This window comes from Blastocatellia bacterium (assembly GCA_016713405.1).
Lineage (GTDB): Bacteria > Acidobacteriota > Blastocatellia > Chloracidobacteriales > JADJPF01 > JADJPF01.
In genome coordinates, this window is the sequence record JADJPF010000020.1 from 296,785 (window position 1) to 310,362 (window position 13,578).

Genomic DNA, 13,578 nt, shown 5'->3' on the forward strand with positions numbered 1-13,578 from the left:
ACAGTTATATTTTTTCTGCAAAAACTTTTTCTAACTTAATAAAGATATAAGAAGAAATGATAAAAGTTATTGTTGTTGCCCCAATACAGTAAATAAGTAATTTAATATCTAAATAGATATTAAATAGTGAGAGTCTAAAAAGCTCAATTATTGCTGCTAATGGATTTAAGGCAATTAACCAACGTTGTTCAGCAGGTACTAGGCTTAAAGGAAACATTATTGGGGTAACAAAAAAAAGAACTTGTATTACAAATGGTAGAGCATAACGAACATCACGATAAATTACATTTAATGCTGCTAATAACATTCCCATGCTATTGGTAAATACAATTAAACAAACAATTACTGGAGGAATTAAAAGTAATTTCCAACTAATAGGAACCTTAAATATTATGGCTAAAATAACTAGTAATATAGATGTTAGGGCTAAATCTACTAGATTAGTTATTACTTTTGAAATACTAAGTAGCATTCTAGGAAAGTAAACTTTAGTAATTAAATTTCTTTCCATAGTTAAACTAGTGCTAGCATTAGTAACAGAGTTAGAAAAAAATGTCCAAAGAACTAAACCACTATAAAAAAATATTGGATAAGGAACATTGTTGGATGGCATTTTAGCTAATTTTCCTAAAACATAACTTAAAATTAGCATGGTAATTAATGGTTGAAGTATTGCCCAGGATGCTCCCAACAAAGTTTGACGGTATCTAACTTTTAAGTCTCGCCAAACAAAAAAATAGCATAATTCTCTATAACTCCAAAGTTCTAAAAGGTAGGCGAAACTAACTTTTTTAGGTTCAATAATAAAGGTAGGTTTTTTGCATTGTTGGGAGTTTGCAGTTTGCAAATTAGCCTGATTAGCCTGATTTTCTAATTCTTTTATTTCTATGGACACGAAAAATATCTCTTTCTTACCTAATGAAATGTTATTAAAATTGAGAGAAAGTTAGGCTAGTTGCTGACAACCAAGCAAAGCTAATAGTACACAACAAACTATCTTTTATCAAACAGCTATTTTACTATTGGGATTTGTTATAAAGACTTTTATTAAAACTATTAATAAATTGGAATGGATAAATTTATTTTTTTTTCAATAATTATTCCAACCTATAATCGCTTAGATTTGCTTAGTAGCTGTCTAATAAGTATTGCTACAGTAGACTATCCTTTTGATAAATTTGAAGTTGTTGTTGTAGATGATGGTAGCAAAACAGCACCTGATGAGGTTGTTTTATCTTTTCAAACTAGATTTAAGTTATCTTTAATTAAACAAAAAAATAGTGGGCCTGCTTCGGCCCGTAATAGAGGAGCAAATAACACGGTAGGGGATTACTTAATTTTTATTGATGATGATAGTATTGTTAGTAAAAATTGGTTGAAAGAATTAAATAGAATGGTTTTAGAAAAACCTGATTGTGCAATTGGTGGAGCTATTGAAAATGCTTTACCAAACAATCTTTATGCGACAGCTAGCGAAACTATTGTTAACTATTTGTATAGTCAATTTAATAAAGATCTAGAAAATGCTAACTTTTTTGTCTCAAATAATTTAGTAGTTTCTAAAAATAACTTTTTATTAGTTAAAGGTTTTGATACTAATCTAGAAATGAGTGAAGATAGAGAGTTTTGTAAAAACTGGTTAGCCAAAGGCTTTAAGCTTTGTTATGCTGAGAAAGCAGTCATTTATCACCAAAATAGAGCTAATTTTAAGGCTTATTGGAAACAACAATTTGTTTATGGACGCGGAGCCTATCGTTTTAATCAAATCTGCCAACAACGCTTTCAAAACAGTTCTTCACTTAATAAGCACAGCTTTTATATAGATTTGCTAGCTTTTCCATTCAAAAAATTTAGTTATAGACATGCTTTTCCAATAATGGTTTTAATTTTATTATCACAAATAGCTGTTTTTACAGGCTATTTTTATGAAAAAATATTTTTAGTTTATAAACCACTAGAAAGAAAAGGACTTACTGCTTAAAACAAGCTTAAATCCTTAAGTTTAATTTGGAGTAGTTTCTAATGACACTTGAGACAATTAATAGTTTCCTTTCCTTAAATAACACTAAATTAGCTCATATAGTTTTTATTCTAGTTTTAATAGCTTCTAGTTTTATTACCTGGAAAAATTTTCCATCAGAGCTAGACTATAGTAATGCTGATGAAGGTACTTATTACCGCCAAGCTAGGGTGATAAAGGATGGAGGTTTTTTAGGCTTTAAAAATATGGGAGAGCTATACATTAATGAACCTAATAATCAAGGTCGTCCTACTCCTCTTAGAATGGCAAATATTTATATCTGTGCATGGTTATTGAGCATAAATGATTCTATTAGAACACTTAGCTATTATTCCTTAGCTGCAAATATTCTTTTATGTATAGCATTGTTTTTCTTTGTAAAAAGGTTTTGGCAAATTAATATTGCTTTAATAGTTAGCTCTATAGCTGCTTTTTTTCCCTTAACTACAGGACTTGCTACAAGAGCTTTATCTGATTCTAGTAACTATCTTTTTTCATCACTTAGTTTATTTTTCTTTATTTATTTTCTTAATACCAAAAATAAAAAACATTATTGGCTATTTATTTCATCTTTAATAGTTTCTATTTTAATTAAAGAAACTAATATAATGTTTATCCCTTTCTTTGCAGGAGTATTAATAATATTAAAATTTCTTGATCAAAACTCTAATATCAAACAAGAAGATATTTTAATAACAGCCCTAGTACCAATTTTTATTGTATTTAGTCTTTATTTTATTGCATTTGGAGGCATGGACGCTGTTAGCAGTATAGTTAAATTTACACTAAACCCTAAAAATGTAAACTCTACTAACTATTTTAAAGGCTATTTGGCCGGCCCTTGGTATCAATATTTTATAGATTACTTTTTATTTTCTCCAATAATTTCTATTTTGTTTTTTGCTTTTATTGGAAATTATATATTTAGTGAAAATAAAAGCTTAACAACCAATATTTTATTAGCATTTTTTATTTATTTTATGATCTGTAATATTATTTTACCTAAAAATATTAGGTATGGAGTTTACCTAACGTTTATTTATATCTTATTTTCTTCATTGATGTTAGTTGAAGTAGTGTATAAATATATCTCTCAACAAGCATTGCAGAAACTAGCTGTTATTGGACTTACAACTATAATTTTAGGAACTAATATTTATACTTTTTATAAATTTTATGTAATAGAAAAAATTTATGATCCCGTAATATTTAATTTAGTTAAAGCAGAAAAACTAATTCCTCTTCCTAAAGTACAAAACAATGATGAAACTACTAAAGTAGACACAATAGATCTAGCAAAAAAAGACTTATTGGTAAATATAGGTAAAATTTCTGCTGATACTATGGATGCCCCAACATATGGTAAGTATATAAATCTAAGTTTATACTATTATCAAGCACATCTTTATGATGAAAGTATAAAGATGAGTAAAAAAGCCCTAGAACTTAACCCTAAAAGTGCTGTTGCTTATAATAATCTTTGTTCTGCTTATAATGATTTGCAAGATTGGGATAAAGCTATTGAAGCAGGAAAAAAAGCCTTAGAACTAGATCCTAATTTTCAACTAGCTAAAGCTAATTTAGAATGGGCAGAAAGTCAAAAGGGAAAAAAATAAAATGATATTGTGTAACTTATTGATTTAAGACATATTTTTGATAAATGCTAATAGTGAATTTTTCTAAAAATATTTTTTTAGAAAAATTAGTAAAATTTTGTTGATTCATTTAGAAAAATGAATGATAATTCACTCACTTTCTTACAATCAAAAATTCAAGTAATTTTATTAAGCAAAAATTAGCATTTAAGGAGTTTTTTAGTTATGGCAATGCGTATAGGTGGAGATAATTCAGTAAATCAACTACAACAAACAGTAAATAATTCTTCAAGCACTCGTACAACACAACAGCCTTCAGTTGGTGAAAACAGTGCTTTCCAAGGCGATCAATTACGTGCGGGTACTTCTAATGCTGCTAGTATTCGCAACCAGGAATCTGGCATTGCTGCTAGTAGCTTAAGAAACCAAGCTCAATCTGCTCCATCACTAAGAACTGTTGTAGATAACATTGATAGTGCAATGCGTTCTGTTAATAGTGGCCGAGATGGTTTAACTGCGACTGGAACAGCTTCACCAAATGCTGCAATTAGAGATAACTCCACAACCACTTCTGCTATTAATATTAACGATGATTTATCTGTAACAGGTGTAAATGTAGCAGTAAACATTGACCATACTTATGTTGGAGACGTGGAAGTAAAATTAAAATCTCCTTCAGGTAAAGAAGTAACACTACGTGCTGCTAGTGGTGGTAGAGGAACAGGAACACTTAATTTTACAGCTAATCCTGCTGATTTTAATGGTGAATCAAGCAAAGGGGCTTGGACATTGGTTGTAAATGACAAAGCTGCTCAAGATACTGGCACATTGAAATCTTGGAATCTAAGTGTTTCTGGTGATCCAAAGACTCCTGCTCCGGGTGGCGATGTAATCACTAAAAATGCTACTCCAAATGCAGCAATTAGAGATAATTCTACAATTACTTCTGCTATTAATATTGCTGATGAAGGAAGCTTAGAAGACCTAAAAGTTAATGTAAATATTGGACATACATATCGCGGTGATTTAGTTGTAAAGCTTGTTTCCCCATCAGGAAAAGAAGCTGTTTTAACAAATAAAGCGGGTGGTTCTGCTGATAATTTTGTCCTTTCTGATAAGAGCTTGACAGAATTTGCAAATGAATCAATCAAAGGTGATTGGAAACTAGTAGTTCAAGATACCGCTACTCAAGATACAGGTACACTTAATTCTTGGGGCTTAAGCATTAAGAAAAAAGCTGGTGGCACAACTCCTCCACCTCCTCAACCATCAGGCCCAACATTATTACAAGTAACAGGAGATGCAAATTTTAGAAGTGTAGTAGCAAGAGATTTAGCCAAATTTGCACCCGGAACAACAGTAGATTCCCAAGGATATGTTCGTGCAGCAACAACTAGAACCTCCGGACACGAACAAGGCTATAAATTACTAGATGATATTCTAGCAGGTGGAAAAGGTGGAAATAAGGCAGTCACCATATCATTTTACATCACAAAATGCGTTTACTCAATCTGGTGCAGGTGCAACAGTAGATACTCAAGGCAGAGCAGGAACAGGATCTAATGCAACAGTAGCAATGGATTTTGACTTAAGGATCTCTTTACCAGCACTCCAACCAGATGGAACAATAAAAGATGAGCCTATTGCAACAGAAATAATTTTAGCTCATGAACTAGCACACGCAAGCCACGCTCAAAACGGAACAATTGACCGTTCATTAAGAGATCGCACATTTACAGATGGCAGCACAACCTACAAAGAAAATTGGAGATATGAAGAATTCCGTACAACAGGATTTACAGGATTTCGCCAAGGTAATGAGCCTTCAGAAAATTCAATCCGTGCAGAATTAGGATACAATGCACGTGCAACATATCTTGATAGATCAAGCTGGACTCGTGTAAATGGTGCTACTAATAATGGTATCACCGCTAATGCTCCTACTAATGGTAATGAGCAACTAGTTGGCGATTCTTGGCGATCTGCTGGTGCTGCATTACCTAACGGTCAATTTAGAATTTGTGATTGTTTTGCTTGCTAACTATTACTTAAGGTTATAGCAGGAAAATTAGTTTTAGATTTTTAAGCAAGTTATTAAATTTACTTAATAACTTGCTTTTTAATTTTAAAACTGGGTTTTACCGAAAGGTTTTCTAAATCTTCGGGAATTTTTTGGCAACAAATTTATTCAAGTACCGATAAATTGAATGACAATTCATTCATACCTTAATTATTAATCTACTAAATAAAAATTTTTGAAGGAGCTAAAAATCATGGCAATGCGTATTGGAAATGACAGTTCAGTAAATCAACTACAACAAACAACAAGTAATTCTTCAACAAGTCGTGCAACACAACAACCTTCTGTCCGTGAAAACAGTGCTTTCCAAGGCGATCAATTACGAGCAGGTACTTCTAATGCTGCTAGTATTCGCAACCAGGAATCTGGCATTGCTGCTAGCAACTTAAGAAGCCAAGCTCAAACAGTGGCTCCTTCCTTAAAGCAAATTACAGATAACGCTGCTAGTGCTGTTCGTCCAGCTACTACAGGCCGTGATGAAGCAACACCTGTCACCAAGAGTGTTAGCCCAAATGCAGCAATTAGAGATAATTCCACAACTACTTCCACAATTAATTTTGCTAATGAAGGCCAAGTACAAAACCTAAGTGTCAATGTAAATATTGCTCATACATATCGTGGTGACTTAGTTGTTAAACTCGTCTCCCCATCAGGAAAAGAAGCTGTATTAACAAATAAAGCTGGTGGTTCTGCTGATAATTTTGTCTTGTCTGCCAAAGACCTAAGCACAACTTTTGCAAATGAATCAATCAAAGGTGATTGGAAATTAGTAGTTCAAGATACTGCTAGACAAGATGTTGGTACATTAAAGTCTTGGGGAATGACTATTACTCCAAAAGATGCCACTACCCCACCTCCACCACAAACAGGCCCAACATTATTACAAGTAACAGGAGATGCAAATTTTAGAAGTGTAGTAGCAAGAGATTTAGCCAAATTTGCACCCGGAACAACAGTAGATTCCCAAGGATATGTTCGTGCAGCAACAACTAGAACTCCAGGACACGAACAAGGCTATAAATTACTAGATGATATTCTAGCAGGTGGAAAAGGTGGAAATAAGGCAGTCACCATATCATTTACATCACAAAATGCGTTTACTCAATCTGGTGCAGGTGCAACAGTAGATACTCAAGGCAGAGCAGGAACAGGATCTAATGCAACAGTAGCAATGGATTTTGGCTTAAGAATCTCTTTACCAGCACTCCAACCAGATGGAACAATAAAAGATGAGCCTATTGCATCAGAAGTGATTTTAGCTCATGAATTAGCACACGCAAGCCACGCTCAAAACGGAACAATTGACCGTTCATTAAGAGATCACACATTTACAGATGGTGGCACAACTTACAAAGAAAATTGGAGATATGAAGAATTCCGTACAACAGGATTTACAGGATTTCGCCAAGGTAATGAGCCTTCAGAAAATTCAATCCGTGCAGAATTAGGATACAATGCACGTGCAACATATCTTGATAGATCAAGCTGGACTCGTGTAAATGGTGCTACTAACAATGGTATCACCGCTAATGCTCCTACTAATGGTAATGAGCAACTAGTTGGCGATTCTTGGCGATCTGCTGGTGCTGCATTACCTAACGGTCAATTTAGAATTTGTGATTGTTTTGCTTGCTAACTATTAGCACTTTGCTAATAGTCACTTTTGCCTAATTTCGAGCTTCCTTTATTTTTTGGCACGCTGTTGAGTTAACTTAACAGCGTGCCTATGTTATTTTTAACTCAAATTAAAAATCCAAAAAAATTAAAAACAATATTGAGTAGAGGTGTTTAATGAACCTGGATCCATTAGCTGTAGATGCTTTAGCCATTGGTGCGCATCCTGATGATATTGAATTAGTAGTAGCTGGTACTTTATTAAAACTAAATTCTTTAGGCTATAAAACAGCAGTTTTAGATGTAGCTAGAGGAGAGATGGGAACTAGAGGCTCGGCTGAAATTCGCGCACAAGAAGCCGCTGCTGCTGCTAAAGTTTTAGGCTTAGTTGCAAGAGAGAATTTAGGTTTACCAGATAGCAATATTTGGTGTAATGAAGAGTCAAGAATAAAAATGGTTCGTGCTATAAGACGCTTTCGTCCTAAAGTAGTTTTTACTCATTATTGGGATGATCCACATCCAGATCATGCTCATATTGCACAACTGGTGCGGGAATCTGCTCATTTAGCTGGTTTAGCTAAATTTGATGTAGAAACAGGTCAAACCCGTTTTCGTCCATCAGCGGTAGCTCATTTTATGTTTCCTCGTAATGTTATTCCTACCTTTGTAGTTGATATTACTGAATTTGCTGAGCAAAAAATAGCTGCAATAGCTTGTTATAAGTCACAATTTTATGATCCAAACAGCAAAGAACCTGAAACCAACATTAGTACAGAAGGATTCTTAAAGCGTGTTGACGCTCGCCAACATTTTTATGGAAGCTTAATTGGTGTTGATCACGGCGAAGGTTTTGTTGTAAAAGAAGCTATCAATATTATTGATCCTATTGAACTTCTAACTAGAAAAATGAATATGTATTCTTAAAAAATCAAGATGAAAACTAAGGAAAAATAAATGAGTGACAATACTAGCTATGCTGTAGAAATGCGTAATATAACCAAACAGTTTGGAACAGTGGTAGCTAATAGCAAAGTTAGCTTAAAAATTGCTAAAGGCTCAATACACGCTATTATTGGGGAAAATGGAGCAGGTAAAAGCACTATAATGAATGTTTTATATGGATTTTATCGTGCTGATGAAGGCGAAATTTTAATTGATGGACAAGTGCAAAAAATTAATTCAACGGCTGATGCTCTCAAATTAGGTTTAGGTATGGTGCATCAACACTTTATGTTAGCAGGGGCTTTAAGCGTCACAGAAAATATTATTTTAGGCTCAGAACCAGGCTCCACCTTTATGATTGATTACAACAAAGCTAAAGAAAAAATAAAGGAAATTTCTAAGCAATATGGACTACAAATAAATCCAGATGCCAAGGTAGATACGCTTTCCGTAGGTGAAGAACAACGAGTTGAAATATTGAAAACTCTTTATCGTGGCGCAAAAATACTAATTTTAGATGAACCTACAGCCGTACTTACACCACAAGAAACCGAGGAATTTTTCCGCATTTTACGTTCTTTACGCGACCAAGGAAAAACCATAATTATAATTACTCATAAACTAGCAGAAGTTTTAGCAATTTCAGAAAAAGTAACAGTAATGAGACTAGGAAAAGTTGTTGGCGAGGTGGAAACAAAAAACACTTCTGCCGAAGAATTAGCCCGTTTAATGGTAGGACGGGAAGTTTTACTTAGAGTAGATAAAAATCAATTTGGCCGACCAGAAAAACAAGAAACAGTTTTGAGTGTTAAAAATCTTGGCTTAAAAAGTAGTGAAGGGATCAATCTATTAACAGACATTTCTTTTGAAATAAAATCTGGGGAAGTATTTGGTATTGCTGGAGTAGAAGGAAATGGACAAACAGAACTAGTGGAAGTATTAGCAGGTTTACAAACTCCAACAAGCGGACAAATAACATTACTTGGCAAAGATATTACAGCTTGTAGCTCACGACAAGCTAAAGAGTTACATATTGCACATATTCCAGAAGATAGACATAAACGAGGACTATTGCTTAATTCTCCACTTACAGAAAATGCAATTTTAGGTTTGCAAAATAATGGGGAATTAGTTGGCTGGCCGTTACTAAATGATGCACAAATTGAAACGCATACAAAGAAATTAATTAATGATTTTGATGTAAGACCGCCTGACCCAAATATAACTGCACGAGGACTTTCAGGAGGAAATCAGCAAAAGTTGATTATTGCACGCGAATTTTCTATAGCACCTAAATTTTTAATTGCTTCACAACCAACAAGAGGTGTAGACATTGGAGCGATTGAGTTTATTTATAAGAAATTGCTTGAGTTAAGAGCTAGCGGAGCAGCAGTTCTTTTAGTTTCTGCTGAACTTGACGAAATATTTTCCTTAAGTGACCGTGTTGCAGTAGTTTATGAAGGAAAAATAGTTGGAATAATTGACCCAAATAAAGTATCCCAACAAGAGATTGGTTTAATGATGACTGGTGGCAAAAAATCTAACAAAGCTAAAGCTTAGTGATAAACCTCCATATGCACCAATTTAAGAATAACTATTCTATTTTCAATTAGTTATTGTTTAAGTTGGCCCATATGGGAGTTTAACCCTAGGTATAAGAATGGAGTATTCCCTATTACTTAGATTAGTTATTCTTTTCTAGCTTTTTCTGCTCAAACTTTGGGCTATTGATAATAATTTTGGTAAAGTCAAATTTGTAAGTTTTTTCACTTTGGTTTATGTCCAAATGGTGTGGTAATTGTAAGTTTGCAACTTGTTTCCAATCAGAAAACAGTATTTTTATAATTTCTTTTTTGTTATCTGAATTTTCTATATATACCGCTCTTAACAATTTGGTATCAATATCAAAAAATAGCCAACATTCTTGATTTAATGCGTCTTTGGCTTCTAATTGATAAGTCTTTTTGTTGTTTATTTCAACAATTGTTACTTTTCCAAAATCATAAAAGAAATCTTCTGGTTTTAGTATTAATTGATGAAAATAATGTCCTCTAATTATATTTACAACGGCTTTAGGCAATTTCTCTATTTTATTTCCTAAAGTAAATCCCTCTTCTTTTCCTTGTGTTATTGCTTCAAATGCTTGTGCTTTATAATCATATACTTGCTTAAAATATCCATATCCTTTTGAATTGGTATGTATTTCAGTGGTATAAGTACCTTCGGGAGATTGACAGCTTGCTATTGTAATTATATTTTCTATTCTTTTAATATACGATGTTTCTCCTAAAGCTTCTACTGAATATTTAATAATATCTGCGGCTATTAAATTAGCTTCTTGTAAATTTAATGCTTCTTTACAATTTATATTTATATTATTTATCAATTGTTTTTCTTCCTGTCCTAACACACTATAAGATATTACTAATAATATTAAACAAGAAAATAATATATTTTGCATATTCTATAACCTTATATAGATTTTTTGGTAAATAAAGTTTTTTTAGATGTGAAGTTGGCCGGCTTTACGATTAATGTTTTCTTTTTGTTCGACAACTATTTTTCTAAGATAGCAACCTAATTTTTTGTGGATAGGTTAATTTCTAGTTTTTCAATCTCTAATTTAAGAGGTAGGTTTATTCCAATTACTAAGTTCTTATATATCTTCTATAACTAGAATATGGCTTTTTAATTAGTAACTAGTTTTATTTTATACTGATTAACGTATTACGTAAAATAACACTATTATTTTATAATACTTTTTTAGTATCAGCAGAGAAGTTGAACAAAATTTTTGTAAAATACTTAAATGACTAAGAGGCTTTTACATATTAACAACAATAACTAATAAAAATAGTGGTTAGGAAATACTTTAAGGTAATTTTATGGATGATAAGAAAAAATTTAGTGCTTCAAATGCATGGCGCGAAGCAAGAGAACTACTTTGGGCGCACAGAAAACGCTTAGGTTTAGGTTTTTCTTTAATGATAATTAGCCGGTTGATGGGCTTAGTTTTGCCTGCATCATCAAAGTTTTTAATAGATGAAGTGATAGTTAAACAACAAGTGCAAATATTATATTGGATTGCTTTATTTGCCGGGCTAGCAACCATTGTTCAAGCTATAACCTCTTTTGCTCTATCGCAAATCCTTGGTGTTGCTGCTCAACGAGCAATAAATGATATGCGTAAACGTGTTCAAGTACACATTACACAACTTCCTGTTAGCTTTTTTGATAGCACTCAAACAGGGAAATTAGTCTCCAGAATTATGACTGATGCTGAAGGAATAAGAAATCTTGTTGGTACAGGTCTAATTCAACTTGTAGGAAGCATTTTTACAGCTATTTTATCCCTAGGCATATTGTTTTACTTAAACTGGTGGCTAACACTAATGACAATTTTAGCCTTAAGCTCTTTAGGCGCGATTTTAGCTTTTTCTTTTAGCAAACTGCGTCCGCTTTTTAAGGAACGAGGAGAAATTACTTCTCAAGTTATGGGCCGTTTGGGTGAATCTTTAGGCGGAATACGCATTGTTAAAGCTTATACGGCCGAAAAAAGAGAAAATAGAACTTTTGCTAAGGGATCGCATAAACTATTCCGTAATATTGCTAAATCAATGACAGGTGTTTCTGCTACAACATCATTTGCTTCAATGATTGTAGGCATAATTGGGGTGATTATGATTCTTGTTGGTGGGAATTCTGTACTTAGTGGAGCAATGACTTTAGGCGACTTTTTTATGTATGTATTTTTTACTGGACTAATGGCAATGCCTATAATTGAAATTGCTGCAATAGGCACACAAATTACAGAAGCATTTGCTGGGTTAGATAGAATTAGAGAAATACTTAATCAACCAACAGAAAAAGATCAAGACCGTAACCGCCAAGCTGTAAGAAATGTTATAGGAAATGTTGAATTCAAAGACGTTAATTTTTCTTATGAAGCTGGAGTTCCTGTCTTAAAAAATATCTCTTTTTATGCTCCAGCCGGTTCAACTACGGCATTAGTTGGCTCTAGTGGTGCTGGAAAAAGTACCTTAATTAGCTTGATTATGAACTTTAACCAAGCCAAATCAGGTAGTCTTAAAATTGATGGGAAAGAAATTTCTAGCTTAAAAATGCAGGATTATCGCTCATATTTAGGTGTGGTTTTACAAGATAATTTTTTATTTGATGGGACAATAGCAGAAAATATAGCTTTTTCTAAACCAAATGCAACTCGTGAGGAAATAGAAACAGTTAGTCAAATTGCTTATTGTGCTGAGTTTATCGAAGGATTTGATAAAAAATATGACACAATTGTTGGCGAACGAGGAGTTAAGCTTTCAGGGGGACAACGCCAAAGAATTGCTATTGCAAGGGCAATTTTAGCTGATCCAAAAATTTTAATCCTAGATGAGGCTACTTCTAGTTTAGATAGCGAAAGCGAATCCTTGATTCAATCAGGGCTTCGCGCACTTCGCAAAGGTCGCACATCCTTTGTAATTGCTCATAGACTTTCCACAATTACTAGTACAGATCAAATTTTAGTGCTAGAAAAAGGTGAAATTGTCGAGCGTGGCACACATAAAGAATTACTAGCAATGGGTGGACGTTATAGACAGCTTTATGATAAGCAATACCAATTAGAACTTAATCGTTTTACTAATCCTGGAGAAGAAAATAGTTTAGAATCTCCAAGACAATATGCTATTTCACACTAAAACAAGGCTTTATCAATAATTTACTAAATGGAAGGTTTTATGGAAAGAGAAGCACAAAATTATCAAAATCATGTTAGATGGCATCAACCTTTTCACTTTTTTGTTATGCCAATATTTGCTATTCATTTGATTTGGACTTTAGTTGTACTTGTTCGTCAACCGGGTTGGCAAACAGCAGAAAATTTCCTTGTAGCTGTGGCTTTAGTTGTAGCAGGGTTTTTAATTCGTATTAACGCACTTAAGGCACAAGATAGAGTAATTCGCCTAGAAGAGCAACTAAGGTTTCAACGCCTATTTCCACAAGATTTTGCTAAAAAGTTAGAGTCTTTAACAACAGGCCAACTTATTTCGTTGCGTTTTGCACCTGACGAAGAATTACCAGAACTAATAGAAAAAATAAGAGCTAAACAGTTAACAAAAGGCGGGGAAATCAAAAAAGCTATAAAAAACTGGCGGCCCGATTATCACCGTGTTTAATTTGGGAAAGCGAGCATTTTGCTCGCTCTCCTCACTCTCCAAATTCTTTCCATAAATAGCCTTGAACCATTTTTCACTTACTTAGTTAAACTAGTCACACTCCAAATAAAATTTCACGTTAAAAAATAACTTTTCTAGGAGCAG

General features: G+C 33.3%; 11 protein-coding genes. 9 read left to right on the forward strand and 2 right to left on the reverse strand.

Annotated features, from left to right (window positions below; all coding sequences use genetic code 11):
* Window positions 1-4: 4 nt before the first annotated feature.
* A complete protein-coding gene (locus tag IPK14_19680; GenBank protein MBK7995506.1) occupies window positions 5-895 on the reverse strand; it encodes an ABC transporter permease in 891 nt (296 codons plus the stop codon).
* A gap of 174 nt (window positions 896-1,069) precedes the next feature.
* Between IPK14_19680 and IPK14_19685 the strand changes: the two genes are divergently transcribed.
* The 7 genes from IPK14_19685 to IPK14_19715 all read left to right on the forward strand — a co-directional run bounded on the left by IPK14_19685 (window position 1,070) and on the right by IPK14_19715 (window position 9,811).
* Window positions 1,070-1,981 carry a glycosyltransferase gene (locus tag IPK14_19685; GenBank protein MBK7995507.1) on the forward strand — a complete coding sequence of 304 codons (912 nt, stop codon included), beginning with the start codon at window positions 1,070-1,072 and terminating at the stop codon, window positions 1,979-1,981.
* 41 nt (window positions 1,982-2,022) lie between these two features.
* Window positions 2,023-3,636 carry a hypothetical protein gene (locus tag IPK14_19690; protein MBK7995508.1) on the forward strand — a complete coding sequence of 538 codons (1,614 nt, stop codon included), beginning with the start codon at window positions 2,023-2,025 and terminating at the stop codon, window positions 3,634-3,636.
* A gap of 204 nt (window positions 3,637-3,840) precedes the next feature.
* Window positions 3,841-5,178: a proprotein convertase P-domain-containing protein gene (locus IPK14_19695; protein MBK7995509.1), complete on the forward strand. Its 1,338-nt coding sequence runs from the start codon at window positions 3,841-3,843 to the stop codon at window positions 5,176-5,178.
* Window positions 5,072-5,656, forward strand: coding sequence for a hypothetical protein (locus IPK14_19700; protein ID MBK7995510.1), 585 nt, complete (start codon window positions 5,072-5,074; stop codon window positions 5,654-5,656). Before IPK14_19695 ends, IPK14_19700 begins: the two co-directional genes overlap by 107 nt.
* A gap of 232 nt (window positions 5,657-5,888) precedes the next feature.
* Window positions 5,889-7,331, forward strand: coding sequence for a proprotein convertase P-domain-containing protein (locus IPK14_19705; GenBank protein ID MBK7995511.1), 1,443 nt, complete (start codon window positions 5,889-5,891; stop codon window positions 7,329-7,331).
* A gap of 155 nt (window positions 7,332-7,486) precedes the next feature.
* Window positions 7,487-8,233 (forward strand): bacillithiol biosynthesis deacetylase BshB1, encoded by a 747-nt coding sequence (gene bshB1, locus IPK14_19710; protein ID MBK7995512.1) that lies wholly within the window; start codon window positions 7,487-7,489, stop codon window positions 8,231-8,233.
* Between the two features lie 30 nt (window positions 8,234-8,263).
* A complete protein-coding gene (locus tag IPK14_19715) occupies window positions 8,264-9,811 on the forward strand; it encodes an ABC transporter ATP-binding protein (protein MBK7995513.1) in 1,548 nt (515 codons plus the stop codon).
* Window positions 9,812-9,935: 124 nt separating this feature from the next.
* On the opposite strand, the gene IPK14_19720 is transcribed toward IPK14_19715, so the two are convergent.
* Window positions 9,936-10,712 carry a DUF4292 domain-containing protein gene (locus IPK14_19720; GenBank protein MBK7995514.1) on the reverse strand — a complete coding sequence of 259 codons (777 nt, stop codon included), beginning with the start codon at window positions 10,710-10,712 and terminating at the stop codon, window positions 9,936-9,938.
* Between the two features lie 424 nt (window positions 10,713-11,136).
* Here IPK14_19720 and IPK14_19725 point away from each other — a divergent pair, with 424 nt between their 5' ends.
* Together IPK14_19725 and IPK14_19730 are read left to right on the forward strand one after the other, a co-directional pair.
* Window positions 11,137-12,957: an ABC transporter ATP-binding protein gene (locus tag IPK14_19725; protein MBK7995515.1), complete on the forward strand. Its 1,821-nt coding sequence runs from the start codon at window positions 11,137-11,139 to the stop codon at window positions 12,955-12,957.
* A 39-nt stretch (window positions 12,958-12,996) separates the two neighbouring features.
* On the forward strand, window positions 12,997-13,434 hold the full coding sequence (locus tag IPK14_19730) for a hypothetical protein (protein MBK7995516.1): 438 nt from the start codon (window positions 12,997-12,999) through the stop codon (window positions 13,432-13,434).
* The last annotated feature ends 144 nt before the right edge of the window (window positions 13,435-13,578 follow it).